Genomic DNA, 17,661 nt, shown 5'->3' on the forward strand with positions numbered 1-17,661 from the left:
CCCCATGGACCTTGACATCGTCGCGCTCTCGCGCCTGCAGTTCGCCGTGACGGCGCTGTACCACTTCCTGTTCGTGCCGCTCACGCTCGGACTGTCGATCATCCTGGCCATCATGGAGACGGTCTACGTGATGACCGGGCGCGTCATCTGGCGCGACATGACCAAGTTCTGGGGCGTGCTGTTCGGTATCAACTTCGCGATGGGCGTGGCCACCGGCATCGTGATGGAGTTCCAGTTCGGCATGAACTGGAGCTACTACAGCCACTACGTCGGCGACATCTTCGGCGCGCCGCTGGCCATCGAAGGGCTCATGGCCTTCTTCATGGAAGCGACCTTCGTGGGCCTGTTCTTCTTCGGCTGGGACAAGCTCTCGAAGGTGGGCCACCTCACGGCCACCTGGGCCGTGGCCATCGGCTCCAACTTCTCGGCGCTGTGGATCCTCATTGCCAACGGCTGGATGCAGAACCCCGTGGGCGCGGCCTTCAACCCCGCGACCATGCGCATGGAAGTGACCGACTTCGCCGCCGTGCTGACCAACCCGGTGGCGCAGGCCAAGTTCGTGCACACCGTGTCGGCCGGCTATGTGTGCGCCGCGGTGTTCGTGCTCGGCGTGTCGGCGTGGTACCTGCTCAAGGGCCGCCACATCGAACTGGCCAAGCGCTCGATGACCGTGGCCGCGTCCTTCGGCCTGGCCGCCGCGCTGTCGGTGGCGGTGCTCGGCGACGAGAGCGGCTACCTCTCGGGCGAACACCAGAAGATGAAGCTGGCCGCCATCGAAGGCATGTGGGAGACGCAGCCCGCGCCCGCCGCCTTCACCGTGATCGGCTTCCCCGACCAGAAGGCGCGCGAGACGCACTACGCGATCCACATCCCCGCGGTCATGGGCCTGATCGGCACGCGCTCGCTCAACACCGTGATGCCCGGCATCGACGAGCTCGTGAAGCGCGCCGAGGCCCGCATCCGCGAGGGCCTGAAGGCCTACGACGCGCTGCAGAAGATCCGCGAGGCCGGCGGCACCGACAAGGTCACGCAGGGCGTGCGCGGCGACTTCGAGGACAACGGCATCAACATGGGCTACGCGCTGCTGCTCAAGCGCTACGTGGACGATCCGCGCCAGGCCACCGACGAGCAGATCGCCAAGGCCGCATGGGACACCGTGCCGCAGGTGGCGCCGCTGTTCTGGCTGTTCCGCGTGATGGTGGGCATCGGCATGCTGCTGATCCTGCTGACGGGCACCTTCTTCGTGCTGTCGGCGCGCCGCGCGCTCGACCGCCACCGCTGGCTGCTGAAGGTCGCGGTGTGGGCGATTCCGCTGCCGTGGATCGCCATCGAATCCGGCTGGCTGGTGGCGGAGTTCGGCCGCCAGCCCTGGGTGATCGAGGGCGTGCTGCCGACCGCGGTGGCCGTGTCGAACCTGGGCGTGACGACCTTGCTGATCACGCTCGCGGGCTTCATCGCGATCTACACCACGCTGCTCATCATCGAGATGAAGCTGATGCTCAAGGCCATCCGCAAGGGGCCCGAGGTCGAGCATGCGCCTACCGAGGGCGATGCCCGCTCGCACATTCCGCCGGCGCGTGCCGCCACGTCTTCCTCTTCTGCCTCGACCGGGAGCGCCGCATGATCCTCCACACACTCCTCGACTACGACACCCTGCGCTTCATCTGGTGGCTTTTGATCGGCGTGCTGTTGGTCGGCTTCGCGGTGACCGACGGCTTCGACCTGGGCGCCGGCATGCTGCTGCCCTTTGCCGCGCGCAACGACATCGAACGGCGCGTGGTCATCAACAGCGTGGGCCCGGTGTGGGAGGGCAACCAGGTGTGGCTCATCCTGGGCGGCGGCGCCGTCTTCGCGGCTTGGCCGCAGCTGTACGCCGTGTCGTTCTCGGGCTTCTACCTGGCGATGTTCGTGATCTTGTCGGCGCTGATCCTGCGGCCGGTGGCCTTCAAGTTCCGCAGCAAGCGCGAGTCGCCGCAGTGGCGCGCGCGCTGGGACGGCGTGCTGTTCTTCAGCGGCTTCGTGCCCGCGCTGATCTGCGGCGTGGCCGTGGGCAATGTGCTGCAGGGCGTGCCGTTCCGCTTCGGCGCCGACATGCACATCTTCTACGACGGCAGCTTCTTCGGCCTGCTGAACCCCTTCGCCATCCTCTGCGGGCTGGTGTCGGTGGCGATGCTGGTGATGCACGGCGCGGCCTGGCTGCTGCTCAAGACCTCCGGCCCGGTGGCCGAGCGTGCGCGCAGCTACGGCATGGTCGCGGCGGTGCTCACGCTCGTGTTCTACGCGCTGGCCGGCGTGTGGCTGGCCATGGGCATCGGCGGCTTTCGCATCAGCAGCGTGGTCGACGCGGTGGGCCCGTCGAACCCGATGCTCAAGACCGTCGAGCTGCATGCCGGCGCCTGGATGGGCAACTACGCGACGCACCCCTGGACCATCGCCGCGCCGGCGGCGGGCTTCGTCGGCACGCTGGGCGCATTGCTCGGTCTGGTGCTGCGCCGGCCGGGGTTCGCGCTGCTCACGGCGGCGCTGGGCATCGCTGGCATCATCCTGAGCGTGGGCGCGTCGATGTTCCCGTTCATCCTGCCCTCGTCGATCGACCCGCGCGCCAGCCTCACGGTATGGGATTCGTCGTCGAGCCACCTGACGCTGTTCATCATGCTGGTGGTCACCGCGATCTTCATCCCGATCATCGTGGCCTACACCACCTGGGTCTACCACGTGCTGTGGGGTAAGGTCGACGAGCAAGCCATCCGCGACGAGAGCGGACACGCCTACTGAAACGGGAAGGAAAAAGACATGTGGTACTTCGCCTGGATCCTCGGCCTGCCGCTGGCCGCCGCCTTCGCCGTGCTCAACGCCATGTGGTACGAGCTGATGGACGACGAGGCCATCCGCAAGGAAAAGCTCGGCATGCCGGAAGCCCCGCAGGGGCAGGAACGGCTGTGAGGGCGTAGCGCCCCCGTCCGGTCCCTCAGCCTCGCGGCGCGACTCAGGTTTCGCCCGCGGGGCCCTTGCTCTTCTTCGACGCACCGCCCGTGAGGCGGTCCTTGAGCGTCAGCACCTTCGTCACCGTCGCGCCCATGCCCATGAGCTGCATCGCAGTCTCGGGCGCCAGGCGCTGCACGTCGTCGAACCATTTCATCAGCCGGTCGATCAGGTCGTGCATCTCGCGCATGCGGGCCTGCGCGTGGCGCTCGGCGTCGCTGGTGGGCGATTCGAGCAGCGCGTTGCGCAGCATCGAGAGCGTGGGCTCGATCTCGCGGCGCCGGCGTTCCTCGGCCAGCACGCGGAAGATTTCCCACACGTCCTTCGGCGCCTCGAAGTACTCGCGGCGGTCGCCCGCGTGGTGGCGCAGGTGCACGAGGCGCCAGGCCTGCAACTCCTTCAAACCCATGCTCACGTTGGAGCGCGAGAACTCCAGCATCTCGGCGATCTCGTCGGCATTGAGCGCGCGCTCCGACAAGAAGATCAGTGCGTAGATCTGGCCGACGGTGCGGTTGATGCCCCACTTGCTGCCCATTTCGCCGAAGTGGGCGACGAACTGGCGGTTGAGGGGAGGGAGGTCGGGTGCGGAAGCCATGCGGCGGATTGTCGCGCCGGATTGCTGGACGTACGGAAGTTTCCGAAAACCCAGCAAGGATGGCGGCGCGCATGAATAACTAGTTCTGGTGATGGGTTGGAAACAATTTATTTACAAAAATAAACGTTTCCTGACGGTTTGCCCATTTCTGGTGCATCCGGCCTCTCATTTCAAGGTTTTTCTCCCCATGAACAAAGCACATCGCAGCCTCTGGAACTCGTCGTTGGGGGCCTGGGTGGCCGCACCTGAAACCGCGCGTGCCTCGGGCAAGTCGGGCGGGGGCTCGAAGGTGCGTGCGGCTGTCCTGGCCGCGGGTCTGACCGTGGCCGGCGCTGCCGCACTGGCTGCCGGGGGCGCTGGTGGGGCGGGAGACTTTGACAGCGGTGGCGCGGGCGGCGATGTGGGACAGGCCGGTGTTTCTACGGGCCATGTCGCAGGCGGGGCGGCCGGTGCGTCGCCGGGCGCCAACGGAGCCGACGGTGTGCCCAACTCTCAACCAACCGCGGGCAGCGGAGGGGGCGGCGGCGCGTCCGGTACCTTGCAGTCGCCGACCGGCGGCAATGGCGGCAATGCCGGCGAAACAAGAGCCGGCGGGAACGCGAGCTATGGCGGCGGCGGTGGCGGCGCGGGTGGCCATGGGTCTGTGGCATCCACCGATGTTGTCAACGCAGTGGCCGTTCGAGGCGGGAATGGCGGCAATGGCAGCGCCGGGTTCCGCGGCTATGGCGCTGGCGGGGCGGGAGGGGGCGGCAGTGGCGGCGACGGGGGGCTCGGGCTTGTTGTCGACACGGCCGTGGCGACGATCACGAATGCCCAGGGCGGCAGCGTGTCTGGCGGCAATGGCGGCAATGGAGGAGCGGGCGACGGTGTTGCCCTCGCCGGGGGGGCTGTCGGTAATGGCGGCAGTGGTGGCCGAGGTGGGGTGGGCCTCTCGCTCTCAGGAGCCGGGCTTTCACTTGTCAACGCCGGCAGCATCACCGGTGGCAACGGCGGCACAGGGGGCAGCAGCACGGACGCTGCAGCAGGCGCTGCGGGCGCGGGTGGAGAAGGCATCGTCGCCAGCGGTGCCTCGCGCATCGTCAGCAGCGGCACCATCTCGGGCGGGCTCTCTGGCGATGGCGTCACCCGCGCGAACGCCATCAGCTTCAGCGGCGGCAACGCTTCGCTCACGCTGCAGACGGGGTCGGTGCTGAACGGCCAAGTGGTTGCCCTCGGTAGCGGCAACACCCTGAATCTCCAGGGCAGCGGCAGCGAAGACGATGCGATGTCGGGCTTCTCGAGTGTCCATGCCCACAGCGGCAGCCATTGGACGCTGACGGGCGCGTTCCTGCCCACGGGCGACCTTACGGTCACCGTCGACGGCACCGGCCCCACGCCTGCGCATCTGGCCATGAACGGCGTCATCTCCGGCGCCGGCAGTCTCACGGCCGACGGCGGCGGCACGCTGGCGCTGGGCGCAGCCAACACCTACATCGGCGGAACGACGATCAAGACAGGCACCACGGTGCAGATCGGCACGGCCGGCGCGCTCGGCGCCGGCACAGTCACGCTCGAAGGCGGCAAGCTGACCGCCACCGCGAGCCTCGACCTGACCAACTCATTGCTCTTCGCCAACGGACAGCGCAGCACGGTGGCCGCCGCCAGTGGCACGACCATCGGCATCGATGGTGGACTTTGGCTCCGCGATGGGGCGACCGCCGTTTTCGGCAATGCCGTTGAAAACGGCACCATCCGCTTCGGCAGCAGCGGCGTCGCCGGCCTCTTTCCGTCTGCCGCGGTCGTCGTGGCCGGCGGCACGCTGCAGGCGGCGGGCGCCACTGTCCCCGATTTCATCTTCTCCCACGTTGCCTCCACCACAGTGGACAAGGGCGCCACGCTTGACCTGAACGGCTACAACGTCACCATCCGCAACCTGCAGGGCGCCGGAACGCTGAACACCCGGACCGGCAATGGCCCGGTCCAGACCACGAGGGTGGAGTCCGGCGCGTTCTCGGGCGCGATCACCGGCACGGGCCAGTTGGTGAAGACGACGGCGGGCACCCTGACCCTGACTGGCGCCAACACTTACAGCGGCGGTACCGTCCTCAACGACGGCACGCTGCAATTCGGCGCCGCATCGGCCCTGTCGCAGAACACGCCGTACACCATGCTTGGCGGCGTGCTCGACCTGGGCAGCTTCAACCTGCGTGCATCGAGCCTGTCGGGCACCGCAGGCGCCGTTCAGCTGGGCAGCGCCACCCTGACCGTCGGGTCGGCCAACGCCAGCACCACCTTCGCAGGCAGCATCGACGGCACGGGCTCGCTGGTCAAGGAGGGCTCGGGCACCTTGACGCTCTCGGGCCCTAACACCTACACCGGCGGCACGACGGTCAGCGCGGGCACCTTGCAGATCGGCAGTGGCGGCAACAACGGCAGCATCACCGGCGACGTTACCAACCACGCGGCGCTGGTCTTCAACCGATCGAACGATGCGGCCTTCGCAGGCCTCATCACCGGCAGCGGCAGCGTGACGAAGACCGGCGCGGGCACGCTGGTCTACACCGGCAACGCCACGCACACCGGCGGCACGACCATCGACAGCGGCACGCTGGAGATCCGCGACAGCGGCAGCATCGTCGGCCACATCGCCAACAACGCCGCGCTGGTGTTCAACCGCAGCGCCGACACCACCTTCGCCGGCAACATCAGCGGCACCGGCAGCCTCCTGCAGAGGGGCGCGCGCAAGCTGACCCTGACCGGCGACAACACCTTCACGGGCACCACCACCGTCGTGGTCGGCAACATCCTGCAGATCGGCGCGGGTGGCACCACCGGCAGCATCGCGGGGAACATCACCAACGACGGCGACCTGGTCTTCGACCGCGCGGACAGCCTGAGCTACGCAGGCGTCATCAGCGGCACCGGCACCCTGTCCAAGAACGGCGCGGGCGTGCTGGAACTGACGGGCGCCAGCATCTACACCGGCGCGACCGAGGTCAACGCCGGCACGCTGCGCGTGAACAACACCACCGGCAGCGCCACGGGCGCGGGCCCAGTGCTGGTCAAGAGCGGCGCCACGCTCAGCGGCGGTGGCACCATCGCGGGCCAGGTCACCATCGCCAACGGCGCGACGCTCGCACCGGGCAGCAACCTCGGCACGCTGACCACGGGCATGCTGCGCTTCGACCCGGGCGCCTTCCTGAGCTACGAGCTGGGCCAGGCGGGCACGGTAGGCGGTCCACTCAATGACCTCGTCAAGGTCAACGGCGGGCTCGTGCTCGACGGCACGCTCAACGTGGCGCAGGCCCCCGGCGGCACCTTCGGGCCCGGCCTGTACCGCCTGATCAGCTACACCGGTTCGCTGATCGACAACGGCCTGAACATCGGCACAGCGCCCGCGGGCACGGCGGCCGGCGACCTGCACGTGCAGTCTTCGGTGTTGGGCGAGATCAACCTGATCAACAGCAAGGGCGTATCGCTCGGCTTCTGGGACGGCGCGGGCGGTGACGCCACCCAGTACAACGACGGCAAGATCGGCGGCGGCTCCGGCATCTGGCGCCTCGGCAACTCCACCCTCAACGACCCGTCCGACAGCTGGACCGGCGCCAACGGCAAGACCAACACCGGCTGGCAGCAGAACCAGTTCGCGCTGTTCGGCGGCGCGGCCGGCACGGTCCGGGTGGACAACACCGGCGGCGCGATCAGCATCGATGGCGCGCAGTTCTCCACCGGCGGTTATGTCGTCACCGGCGACGCGCTGACGCTGGGCAACGCCAACACGGTCATCAAGGTCGGCGACGGCACGGCCTCGGGGGCGCAGATGCAGGCCACCATCGCGTCGGTGCTGAGCGGCGGGGGCGGCCTCACGAAGGATGACCTGGGCACGCTGATCCTGAAGGGCGCCAACACCTACACCGGCGGAACGCTCGTGCGCGCCGGCACGCTGCAGGGCGACACGACCAGCCTGCGCGGCGCCATCGTCAACGACGCCCGGGTGGTCTTCGACCAGGTAGCCAGCGGCAGCTTCGTGGGCACGATGAGCGGCACGGGCAGCCTGCGCAAGATCGGCGGCGGCGAGCTGCTGCTCACGGCGGCCAACAGCTACAAGGGCGGCACGCAGGTCGATGGCGGCACGTTGAATGTGGGCGCGACGGGCGCGGTGGGCACCGGCCCCGTGGGCGTGGGCAGTGGCGCCGGCCTGGTCTTCAGCGGCGGCGCGGACGCGCAAAGCCTGCAGATCACGGCAGGCGCCGCCCAGTCGGGCAACGGCGGCTACGTCCAGTTCCAGGACAATGCCTCGGCCGGCCACGCGACCTTGACTGCGCAGGCCGGTGGATCGATCGACTTCCGCGGCAACGCGACCGCCGGCAACGCCACCATCGAGAACCGGGGTGGCCAGGTCACGGTCTCGTTCGACGCCACCGCAGGCAAGGCCCACATCACCAACCTCGCCGGCGGCTGGACCAACCTCTGGGACAACGGCTCGGCCGGGCAGGCGACGATCGTCAACGAGGACCGCGGCACGTTGGACATGCAGAACGACGCGACGGCCGCTCAGGCGCGTGTGGTGAACAAGGCGGGCGGCACGGTTCGCATCGCCCGACTCGCGGCTGCTGGTACGAGCATCGGCGCATTGGAAGGGGCGGGCCGCGTGCTGCTTGGCGCCAAGGCGCTGACAACGGGCGCTCTCAACACCGACACGGAAATCTCGGGCGTGATCTCCGGCGTCGGTGGCTCGCTCGTCAAGGTCGGCACGGGCGCGCTCACGTTATCGGGCGAGAACACCCACACCGGCGGCACGGCCCTGCGCCAGGGTCGCCTGAACGTGGGCCACAGCCAGGCGCTGGGCACCGGCACGCTCTCGATGGACGACGACACCACGCTGGGCTTCAGCGCGAACGGCCTGACGATCGCCAACACGATCAAGCTCACCGGCAACAACGACCCGGTCATCGATACCGGTGCGTTCAGCGGCACGCTGAGCGGCGCGATCAGCGGTGGTGGCTTCATCACCAAGCAGGGCACGGGGACGCTGACGCTGTCGGGCGCCAACACCTACACCGGTGCGACGAACGTGGCGCAGGGCACGTTGAAGGCCGGTGCGGCGAACACGCTGAGCGCTGCTTCGGCGCACAGCGTGGCCGCAGGCGCCACGCTCGATCTCGCGGGCTTCAGCCAGACCGTCGCGTCATTGGCCAACAGCGGCACTGTGTCGCTGGCCGGCGTGACCGCAGGCACCACGCTGACAGTCAAGGGCGCCTACGTCGGCACGAACGGCGTGCTCAAGCTGAGCACGACGCTCAACGGCACCGGCCCCTCCGACCTCCTCGTGCTCGATGGCCCCACCGCCGTCGCCAGCGGCAAGACCCAGGTGCAGATCAGCAACCTCGGCGGCCTGGGCGCACTCACGAGCGGCAACGGCATCGAGGTCATCACCGCACAGAACGGCGCGACCACCACCGCGCAGACCACGAAGGACGCCTTCTCGCTGGCCGGCGGCCACGTCGACGCCGGCGCCTACGAGTACCGCCTGCATGCCGCCGATGCGAAGGGCGCGGGCGAAAACTGGTACCTGCGCTCCACCACCGACGCGGTGGCGCCGGGTCAACCGGTGGGCCTGCCCGTCGTCACCTACCGCCCGGAAGCCGCGCTGTACGCCGCGCTGCCGGGCCAGCTGCGCCAGGGCAACCTCGCGATGCTGGGCGATGTGCGCAAGCGCGTGGGCGACGACGATGTGAAGGGCGCCGCGAGCACACCGGCGGGATCGGACCGCCGCGCCTGGGCCCGCGTGCTCTCCACCGACATCGACATCCAGCAGGGTGGCACCGTCTCGCCCACCAGCAAGGGGCGCCTCACCGGCTTCCAGGCCGGCACCGACCTGCTCGCCACGCCGAACTGGCGCGCTGGCCTGTACGTCGGCCAGCTCGACGGCGATGCCCGCGTGAGCGGCTTTGCCAGCGGCATCCGCAACCTCGCGGTGGGCCGCAACGACCTGCGCAGCCAGTACGTCGGCGTGTACGGCACCTACACCGCCGACAGCGGCTTCTATGCCGATGCCGTGGTGCAGTCGGGCCGTCACCGCTACACGGTCGAGCCGATGCTCGGCGCGGGCGTGGGCGGCAAGGGGAACAGCTTGCTGGGCTCGATCGAAGTGGGTCAGTCCTTCGCGATCGGCGGCAGCGGCTGGCGCGTCGAGCCGCAGCTGCAGCTGATCCACCACCACATGGACCTGGGCAATGCGGCCATCGCCGGCGCCATCGCGCAGCCCCAGGCCGACAGCGGCTGGATCGCCCGCGCAGGCGTGCGGGTCAAGGGCCAGGTTGACACCGGCCTGGGCGTGCTGCAGCCCTACGGCCGCGTCAACATCTACAAGACCTCGAGCGGCACCGACATCGCACGCTTCGTGAACGGCGCGACCACGACCGACATCGCGGCACCGACCGGCGGCACCAGCACCGAACTCGCAGGCGGCTTCACGCTGGCGTTGAGCCAGACGACCAGCCTGTACGGCGAAGTCGGCAAGCTGTGGTCGTCAGGTGGCGATGCCAAGGTGAAGAGCTCGATCAACGGCTCGCTCGGCGTGCGGGTCAAGTGGTAGGCGGGTAGCTTCAGGCCTCGGGGTCGGGTCCAGGACGCCGCCGGTACGACCCCGGCGCCCCACCGGTCCAGGTCTTGAACGCGCGCTGGAACGCCGCACTGTCCGAAAAGCCCAGCTCCTCGGCCAGTGCCGCCAGCGGCACGGTGCTGGTGTTCAGGCGCACGATGGCCACGTCGCGCCGCAGCTGGTCCTTGAGCGACTGGAACGAGGTGCCCTCGGTGGCCAGGTGGCGCTGCAGCGTGCTCACCGACATGTGCAGGCTGCGCGCGGCCGTGGCCAGGTCGACCCAGGCCGGGCGGCGCTGCTGCAGCACGGTGCGCACGCGCGCGCTCACCGCCAGTTCGCCCAGCGGCGGCAGGATCACGTGCGCCGGCGCGGCGGCCAGAAAGTCGCGCATGGCCCGCGCGTCACGGTGGATCGGCGTGGCCAGCGCACTCGCATCGAACCACACGGCCGACAGCGGCTGGCCGAACTGCAGCGGCGCGGGAAACACCTTGGTGTAGCCGGCCGCGTAGGGCGGCTGCGCAAAGCCGAAGTCGAAGCGGCGCGCCGTCAGCCGCCCGCCATGCAGCCAGGCGAAGAGCCGCCAGTACACGCGCAGCATCAGTTCGTGCAAGAAGTTCAGCGGCGTGCGCGGCAGCTGCTGCACCCGCAGGCCGAAGCCCGCGAGCGGCCCTTCGCGCAGCAGCACCATCTCGAGGTCGTCCTGCAGCAGGCTGAAGGCCCGGGCCACGCGCCGCAGCGCCACCTCGAGCGTGGGCGCGCCCAACGTGGCGCGCGTCATGAGCGCGAAGCTGCCCCGGCGCAGGCGGCGCGACAGGAAGCACAGGGCTTCGTCGTCCAGCCGCTCCATCAGCAGCGCGAACAGCGCCACGTACTGCTCGGCCGTGACGCGCGCGCCCGGCGCGTCGAGCAGGGCGGGGGCGATGCCGGCGTCCTGCAGCGCGGTGTCGATGCAGATGGGGGCGTTGTCGCCACGCGCGCGCACGCCCGAGAGCATGCCCTGGACGAACACGATCGGGATGGTGACAGGCGGTTGCAGCATGCGTGAGCGGATCAGACCCGACGGCGGCGCGGGTGTCGATTGAGGTTTTCTGCCATGCGGGCGATGCGATGCGCAATCGCCGCGGCACGGCGCGGTTTCTACCATGCGCCTACACAAGAACCGAACGGAGACAACCGCCATGTACCTGACCCAGTCGCTGCACCGCAGCGTGCAGCAGCACCCCGACCGGATCGCCGTGCGCGCCGCCGGCCGCACCCTGAGCTTTCGCGCCTATGCCGAGCGGGTCGCGCGCCTGGCGGGCGCCCTGCAGGGGCTCGGCATGCAGCCGGGCGACCGCGTCGCCATGCTGGCGCTCAATTCGGCGCGCTACCTCGAATACCAGATGGCCGTGCCCTGGGGCGGCGGTGTGCTCAACCCCTGCAACATCCGCTGGTCGGCGGCCGAAATCCTGTACTCGCTGGACGACTCGGGCTCCACGCTGCTGCTGGTGGACGACACCTTCCGCCCGGTGGTCGAGCAGATGCGCGGGCAGGCGACCAGCCTGCGCGAGGTGATCTATTGCGGCGACGGCCCGACGCCGCCCGGCATGCTCGGCTACGAGGCGCTGCTGGAGGCCGCTTCGCCCGTGCCCGACGCGGGCCGCTGCGACGACGACCTGGCGGGCATCTTCTACACCGGCGGCACCACGGGTTTTCCCAAGGGCGTGATGCTGAGCCACACCAACATGGGCAGCTCGGGGCTGGCCCTGCATGCCGAAGGCCTGGCCTCGCCCGACGGCTGCTACCTGCACGCCGCGCCGATGTTCCACCTGGCCGACATGGGCCTGGCCGCGCCGCACTGGCTGGAGGGCAACACGCACGCGATCATTCCGGCCTTCAGCCCTGAAGCGGTGCTGAACGCCATCGCGCAAGACCGGGTCACGCACGCGCTGCTGGTGCCCACCATGATCCAGATGCTGGTCGACCATCCCGCGATGCGCGAGCCGCGCGACCTCAGCAGCCTCAAGTGCATCGCCTACGGCGCCTCGCCGATCTCGGAGGCGGTGCTGAACCGCGCAATGGACGCCTTTCCGGGCGTGGACTTCGTGCAGGCCTACGGCATGACCGAGCTGTCGCCGCTGGCCACCATCAACCCGGCGCGCAACCACACGCCCGAGGGCCGGCGGCGGGGCAAGCTGCGCTCGGCGGGCCGCGCCAGCTACTGCACCGAGGTGCGCATCGTCGACGGCGAGGGCCTCGAGGTGCCGCGCGGCACGGTGGGCGAGGTCGCGGTGCGCGGCCCCAACGTGATGCAGGGCTACTGGAACCAGCCCGCGCAGACGGCCGCGGCCGTGCGCGGCGGCTGGATGCACACCGGCGACGGCGCCTACATGGACGACGACGGCTACATCTTCGTGGTCGACCGCCTGAAGGACATGATCATCAGCGGCGGCGAGAACATCTATTCGGCCGAGGTCGAGAACGCCATCAACCAGCATCCGGCCGTGGCGGCCTGCGCGGTCATCGGCATCCCCAGCGAGGCGTGGGGCGAGGCCGTGCATGCGGTGCTCGTGCTCAAGCCGGGCCAGCAGCTGGCGGACGAGGCGCTCATTGCGCATTGCAAGGCGCTGATTGCACCCTACAAGTGCCCGCGCAGCGTGGCGGTGGTCGAGGCGTTGCCGCTGTCGGGTGCGGGCAAGGTGCTCAAGACCCGGTTGCGCGAACCGTTTTGGCAAGGGCGCCAACGAAGCGTAGCCTGAGCCCTGTTTCCCTTCCCATTTCACTCATTCATTCACTTCAGGAGCCCCTCATGAGCCAGGATGTCCACGTCGTCGGTGTCGGCATGATCCCCTTCACCAAGCCGGGCGCGAACCAGCCCTACCCGCAGATGGCCGCGCACGCCACCAACGCCGCATTGAAGGACGCCGGCATCGGCTACGAGCTGGTGCAGCAGGCTTACGTCGGCTACGTGTACGGCGACTCCACCGCCGGCCAGCGCGCGCTGTATGAAGTGGGCATGACCGGCATTCCGGTCGTCAACGTCAACAACAACTGCTCTACCGGCTCGACCGCGCTGTTCCTCGCGCGCCAGGCCGTGGCCAGCGGCGCGGCCGACTGCGTGCTGGCGCTGGGCTTCGAGCACATGAGCCCCGGCGCGCTGGGCGCGGTGTTCAACGACCGCCCGAGCCCGTTCGACCACTTCGAATCGATCACCGACGAGCTGGTCGGCAACGAGCAGGTGCCGCTGGCGCTGCGCTACTTCGGTGGCGCGGGCCTGGCGCACATGCAGCAGTACGGCACGCAGATGTCGACCTTCGCGAAGATCCGCGCCAAGGCCAGCCGCCATGCGTCGAACAACCCGGTGGCGCTGTTTCGCACCGTCGTCACCGAAGACGAAGTGATGGCCGCGCCCGTGATGTGGCCCGGCGTGATGACGCGGCTCATGGCCTGCCCGCCGACCTGCGGCGCGGCGGCCGCCATCGTCTGCTCGCCGCGTTTCGCCGAACGCCATGGGCTGGACCGCAGCGTGCGCATCAAGGCCCAGGCCATGACCACCGACCGCGCCATCACCTTCGAGGCGCGTGACATGCGCGAGGTGGTCGGCTTCAGCATGGCGCAGGAAGCCGCGCAGAAGGTCTACGACGCGGCCGGTGTCGGCCCGCAGGACATCGACGTGGTCGAGTTGCACGATTGCTTTGCGCACAACGAACTCATCAGCTACGAGGCGCTGGGCCTGTGCCCGGTGGGCGGCGCGGAGAAGTTCGTGGTCGATGGCGACAACACCTACGGTGGCAAGGTCGTCACCAACCCCTCGGGCGGCCTGCTGTCGAAGGGCCACCCGCTGGGCGCCACCGGCCTTGCGCAATGCACCGAGCTGGTCCAGCAACTGCGCGGCACGGCCGAGAAGCGCCAGGTCGAAGGCGCGCGGATGGCGCTGCAGCACAACCTCGGCTTGGGCGGCGCCTGCGTGGTCACGCTGTACGAACGCGTCTGAGGGCGGCCCAGATGATCGACAAGAAATGGATCGGCCACGAACTGCTCGCCTCGGTGCTGCCCATCGAGCGCAGCCGGCTGCAGTTCTTCGCCAAGGCCATCGGCGAGACCGACCCGGTCTACACCGATGCCGCCGCCGCGCGCGATGCGGGCTACCCCGACCTGCCGGCACCGCCCACCTTCCTGTTCGCCGCCGAGCTGGATTCGGGCGCCTCGGACCAACTGCTCACCGACCTGCAGATTCCGTTGTCGAAGCTGCTGCATGGTGAGCAGAGCTTCAGCTACCACCGCCCCGCCTGCGTGGGCGACACGGTGACGGTGCGCTCCACCATCAGCGACATCTACGACAAGAAGAACGGCGCGCTCGAATTCGTCGTGAAGACCTCGCGCGCCACCAACCAGCGCGACGAACTCGTGGCCGAGCTGCGCACGGTGATCGTTTGCCGCCACTGAAGAAAGAACCTGCGATGACCCTCCGCTACGACACCGTCCAGGTCGGCGACGAACTTCCCGCGCTGCAACTCCCGCCGGTGAACCGCACCACGCTCGCGCTCTTCGCGGGCGCCTCGGGCGACCACAACCCGATCCACATCGACACCGACTTCGCGCGCAAGGCCGGCATGCCCGACGTGTTCGCGCAGGGCATGCTGGGCATGGCCTGGCTCGGCCGGCTGCTCACGCAGTGGGTGCCGCAGGCGCAACTGCGCCGCTTCGACGTGCGCTTCCAGGGCATCACGCACCTGGGCCATGCCGTGCGCTGCACCGGTCGCGTGGTCGAGAAGCTGGAACACAACGGCGAGCGCTGCGTGCGCGTGGAAGTGATCAGCGCCAACCAGCACGGACAGACGCGCATCGCGGGCGAGGCGCTGGTGGCGCTGCGCTGACCCCTTGAACGAACGAATGAAAGAAGAGAGAAGAGACATGACACCCAAACTCGAAGGCAAGGTCGCCCTCATCACCGGCTCGGGCCGCGGCATCGGCCGCGCGATCGCGCTCAAGCTGGCCAGCGAAGGCGCGCGCGTCGTCGTCAACGACCTCGACGCCGCACCGGCCGAGGAGACCGTGCAGGCCATCCGCGCCGCGGGCGGGCAGGCCGTGGCCTGCGTCGGCAGCGTGTCGGCGCCGGACTTCGCCGAGCGCTTCGTGGGCACGGCGGTGAACGAGTTCAAGGGCCTGGACATCATCGTCAACAACGCCGGCTACACCTGGGACAGCGTGGTGCAGAAGATGACCGACGAGCAGTGGTACGCCATGATCGACGTTCACCTGACGGCACCGTTTCGCATCCTGCGCGCTGCGCAGCCCGTGATCCGCGCGCTGGCCAAGGCCGAGGGCGAAGCGGGCCGGCGCGTGGTGCGCAAGGTGGTCAACATCTCGTCGGTGGCAGGGCTCTTCGGCAATGCGGGCCAGGCCAACTATTCGACCGCCAAGGCCGGCATCGTCGGCATGACGCAGACGCTGGCCAAGGAGTGGGGCCGCATGAACGTCACGGTGAACTGCGTGGCCTTCGGCTTCATCCAGACGCGGCTCACGGCCAGCACGGCCGAGGCCACCACCGCGAACATCGAGGGGCGCGAGATCAAAGTCGGCGTCAACCCGGGCCTGCTGGCGATGATGGAACAGTCGATCCCGCTGGGGCGCGGCGGCACGCCCGAAGAGGCGGCCGGTGCGGTGTACCTGCTGTGCGCGCCCGAGTCGGACTACGTGAGCGGCCAGACGCTCATGTGCACCGGCGGGCTGACGGGGATCTGAGATGCAGTTCGAAGAAGGCATTGCCTGGGGCGTGCAGGACGGCATCGGCCGCATCGTGCTGAAGCGGCCCGAGCGCGCCAACTCGGTGTCGCTGGCGAGCAGCCATGCGCTGGCGCGCGCCATCGACGAGGTGCTCGAAGCGGCACCGCGCGCCATCCTGCTGACGGGCGAGGGCCGCGTGTTCTGCGCGGGCGGCGACATCGACAGCTTCGTGGCGGCGGGCGACAAGCTGCCCGAGCTGGTCGACGCCATCCTCGACCGGCTGCATCCCGCGCTGCTGCGGCTGGTTCAGAACCCGGCGCCGCTGGTGGTGGCGGTGAACGGCACGGTCGGCGGTGCCGGCGTGGGGCTGGCGCTGTGCGGCGACTTCGTGCTCGCCACCGAGTCGATGAAGCTGCGCACGGGCTACGCGGCCATCGGGCTGTCGCCGGACGCGGGGAGCTCGTATTTCCTGTCGCGCCGCATCGGGCCGGTGCGCGCGCAGCAATGGCTGATGCTGAGCGACGCGATCGACAGCGCGCGCTGCCTGGCGGCGGGCGCGGTCGATGCGCTGTACCCGGACGCCGAGCTGGCGGCGGCCGCCGAAGCGCTGGTGACGCGGCTGGCGAACGGTGCCACCGCATCGTTCGCGGGCATCAAGGCGCTGTGCGGTGGTGCCACCGCGCGCCCGATCGAAGAACACTTCGAGATGGAGCACCGCCTGCTGCGCCAACGCGCGGGCAGCGCGGACGGGCGCGAAGGCGTGAAGGCCTTCACCGAGAAGCGCGCACCGCGCTTCTCGGGCCGCTGAGCGCGGCGGGCTGCTGATACAGGCTCAGCTCTTCTTCTTGAAGAGCTTCGTGAGGCCCCACAGCGCCGCGCCGCCCGCCACCACGGCGACCTTCGCGAACTTGGCCAGGAAGGCGAGGGCGACCGCGAACAGGCCCAGCTTCTTCGCGGCCGCGCCGGCCACCAGCGCCGCCAGGCCGTAGGCGGCGACCTTGTCGGTGGACGCATTGAAGTCCGCGTACTTCTTGCCGTCGTCGTACTGCAGCGCGCCGAGCAGCTTGGTGGCGTCGGGCTTGTACTTCTCGAGGTCGTTCGCGTTGGTGATGAGGTTCAGGCTCAGGTAGCCCTCGCGGCCCAGCGCGTAGGTGTTGTAGTTGACGCCGGGGTTGCCGCCGTCGCTGCCCTTCTTCTTCGACAGGGCCGACCACACCAGCCGGTGCGTCGCGGCGTCGTACTGCGGCTTCTGCGCCCAGCCCGTGACCTCGATGCCCGGGATGCCGCGCTTGGCGCGTTCCTCGTTCGCGGCCTCGGTGCCTTCCTTCAGGCTCGTGAGCAGCTCGTCGGCGTTCCAGTCCTTGGCGTCGTCGTCCTTGATGTAGCCCTCTTTCACGAACTTCACGACCGCCATCCAGTCGCCATCGTCGGCGGGGAAGATGGCGCCGATGAAGGTGTCGTCGGTGCGGTTGCCCATGCTGCGCATGAGCTGCGCGGCGGCGGGCGTCGGCACCCAGACGTAGCCGGCGGGCAGCTTCAGGTGGGCCTGGTCGCGCAGCGTGATGTCGGCGGGGCCGGCTTTCTGCACGGCCTTGGCGGCCTTGAAGGCGGCTTCCTGCTCGGCTTCGAGCGAGCTCGCCGTCGAGGTTGTGGAAGCGGTGGTGGGGGATGCGGCGTTGCTGAGATTGGCGGCGGTCAGGGCGCACGCGAACAGCAAGCCGGCCGTCAGGCGGGCAGTATGAATACGCAAGTTCTCTCTCCTCGGTTGTTGTCGTTTCTGGTGAGACGCGAGGAG

At 69.2% G+C, this 17,661-nt stretch carries 13 protein-coding genes; 10 read left to right on the forward strand and 3 right to left on the reverse strand.

Annotated features, from left to right (window positions below; all coding sequences use genetic code 11):
• The first annotated feature begins 4 nt into the window (after nt 1-4).
• Genes AC07OH_RS02470 through cydX form a run of 3 tightly spaced genes read left to right on the forward strand, consistent with a single transcriptional unit; the run spans nt 5 to nt 2,943 of the window.
• Complete coding sequence (locus tag AC07OH_RS02470) at nt 5-1,624, forward strand: cytochrome ubiquinol oxidase subunit I (RefSeq protein ID WP_095744809.1); 1,620 nt, start codon at nt 5-7, stop codon at nt 1,622-1,624.
• Nucleotides 1,621-2,775 carry a cytochrome d ubiquinol oxidase subunit II gene (gene cydB, locus AC07OH_RS02475; protein WP_495299449.1) on the forward strand — a complete coding sequence of 385 codons (1,155 nt, stop codon included), beginning with the start codon at nt 1,621-1,623 and terminating at the stop codon, nt 2,773-2,775. The genes AC07OH_RS02470 and cydB overlap by 4 nt, the downstream gene beginning before the upstream one ends.
• A gap of 18 nt (nt 2,776-2,793) precedes the next feature.
• Nucleotides 2,794-2,943, forward strand: coding sequence for a cytochrome bd-I oxidase subunit CydX (gene cydX, locus AC07OH_RS02480; RefSeq protein WP_056583381.1), 150 nt, complete (start codon nt 2,794-2,796; stop codon nt 2,941-2,943).
• Between the two features lie 43 nt (nt 2,944-2,986).
• On the opposite strand, the gene AC07OH_RS02485 is transcribed toward cydX, so the two are convergent.
• Nucleotides 2,987-3,577: a GbsR/MarR family transcriptional regulator gene (locus AC07OH_RS02485; protein ID WP_139703802.1), complete on the reverse strand. Its 591-nt coding sequence runs from the start codon at nt 3,575-3,577 to the stop codon at nt 2,987-2,989.
• A gap of 187 nt (nt 3,578-3,764) precedes the next feature.
• On the opposite strand from AC07OH_RS02485, the gene AC07OH_RS02490 reads away from it, so the two are divergent.
• Entirely contained in the window at nt 3,765-10,154 is a 6,390-nt protein-coding gene (locus tag AC07OH_RS02490; RefSeq protein ID WP_495299450.1) for an autotransporter-associated beta strand repeat-containing protein, read from the forward strand.
• 10 nt (nt 10,155-10,164) lie between these two features.
• Here AC07OH_RS02490 and AC07OH_RS02495 read toward each other — a convergent pair whose 3' ends face one another.
• Entirely contained in the window at nt 10,165-11,199 is a 1,035-nt protein-coding gene (locus AC07OH_RS02495; protein ID WP_495299451.1) for an AraC family transcriptional regulator, read from the reverse strand.
• 139 nt (nt 11,200-11,338) lie between these two features.
• Here AC07OH_RS02495 and AC07OH_RS02500 point away from each other — a divergent pair, with 139 nt between their 5' ends.
• From AC07OH_RS02500 to AC07OH_RS02525, 6 genes are read left to right on the forward strand one after another with little or no spacing between them, the layout of a single operon-like run.
• A complete protein-coding gene (locus AC07OH_RS02500) occupies nt 11,339-12,898 on the forward strand; it encodes a long-chain-fatty-acid--CoA ligase (RefSeq protein WP_495299452.1) in 1,560 nt (519 codons plus the stop codon).
• A gap of 50 nt (nt 12,899-12,948) precedes the next feature.
• Nucleotides 12,949-14,133: a lipid-transfer protein gene (locus AC07OH_RS02505; protein WP_159272320.1), complete on the forward strand. Its 1,185-nt coding sequence runs from the start codon at nt 12,949-12,951 to the stop codon at nt 14,131-14,133.
• An 11-nt stretch (nt 14,134-14,144) separates the two neighbouring features.
• Nucleotides 14,145-14,585: a MaoC family dehydratase N-terminal domain-containing protein gene (locus tag AC07OH_RS02510; RefSeq protein ID WP_495299453.1), complete on the forward strand. Its 441-nt coding sequence runs from the start codon at nt 14,145-14,147 to the stop codon at nt 14,583-14,585.
• A 14-nt stretch (nt 14,586-14,599) separates the two neighbouring features.
• Nucleotides 14,600-15,016 carry a MaoC family dehydratase gene (locus tag AC07OH_RS02515; protein ID WP_495299454.1) on the forward strand — a complete coding sequence of 139 codons (417 nt, stop codon included), beginning with the start codon at nt 14,600-14,602 and terminating at the stop codon, nt 15,014-15,016.
• 37 nt (nt 15,017-15,053) lie between these two features.
• Nucleotides 15,054-15,884, forward strand: a complete 831-nt coding sequence (locus AC07OH_RS02520) for an SDR family NAD(P)-dependent oxidoreductase (RefSeq protein ID WP_495299455.1) — start codon at nt 15,054-15,056, stop codon at nt 15,882-15,884.
• A 1-nt stretch (nt 15,885) separates the two neighbouring features.
• Entirely contained in the window at nt 15,886-16,674 is a 789-nt protein-coding gene (locus AC07OH_RS02525) for an enoyl-CoA hydratase/isomerase family protein (RefSeq protein WP_495299456.1), read from the forward strand.
• Nucleotides 16,675-16,698: 24 nt separating this feature from the next.
• On the opposite strand, the gene AC07OH_RS02530 is transcribed toward AC07OH_RS02525, so the two are convergent.
• Nucleotides 16,699-17,616, reverse strand: coding sequence for a DUF2167 domain-containing protein (locus AC07OH_RS02530; protein ID WP_495299457.1), 918 nt, complete (start codon nt 17,614-17,616; stop codon nt 16,699-16,701).
• Nucleotides 17,617-17,661: the final 45 nt, after the last annotated feature.

Source organism: Variovorax sp. GW821-FHT10C12 (assembly GCF_059415405.1).

Coding starts and splice junctions, on each gene's coding strand:
- AC07OH_RS02490 (WP_495299450.1), top strand. CDS start 3,765: ATGAACAAAGCACATCGCAGCCTCTGGAACTCGTCGTTGGGGGCCTGG.
- AC07OH_RS02495 (WP_495299451.1), bottom strand. CDS start 11,199: ATGCTGCAACCGCCTGTCACCATCCCGATCGTGTTCGTCCAGGGCATG.
- AC07OH_RS02520 (WP_495299455.1), top strand. CDS start 15,054: ATGACACCCAAACTCGAAGGCAAGGTCGCCCTCATCACCGGCTCGGGC.
- cydX (WP_056583381.1), top strand. CDS start 2,794: ATGTGGTACTTCGCCTGGATCCTCGGCCTGCCGCTGGCCGCCGCCTTC.
- AC07OH_RS02485 (WP_139703802.1), bottom strand. CDS start 3,577: ATGGCTTCCGCACCCGACCTCCCTCCCCTCAACCGCCAGTTCGTCGCC.
- cydB (WP_495299449.1), top strand. CDS start 1,621: ATGATCCTCCACACACTCCTCGACTACGACACCCTGCGCTTCATCTGG.
- AC07OH_RS02500 (WP_495299452.1), top strand. CDS start 11,339: ATGTACCTGACCCAGTCGCTGCACCGCAGCGTGCAGCAGCACCCCGAC.
- AC07OH_RS02505 (WP_159272320.1), top strand. CDS start 12,949: ATGAGCCAGGATGTCCACGTCGTCGGTGTCGGCATGATCCCCTTCACC.
- AC07OH_RS02470 (WP_095744809.1), top strand. CDS start 5: ATGGACCTTGACATCGTCGCGCTCTCGCGCCTGCAGTTCGCCGTGACG.
- AC07OH_RS02510 (WP_495299453.1), top strand. CDS start 14,145: ATGATCGACAAGAAATGGATCGGCCACGAACTGCTCGCCTCGGTGCTG.
- AC07OH_RS02515 (WP_495299454.1), top strand. CDS start 14,600: ATGACCCTCCGCTACGACACCGTCCAGGTCGGCGACGAACTTCCCGCG.
- AC07OH_RS02525 (WP_495299456.1), top strand. CDS start 15,886: ATGCAGTTCGAAGAAGGCATTGCCTGGGGCGTGCAGGACGGCATCGGC.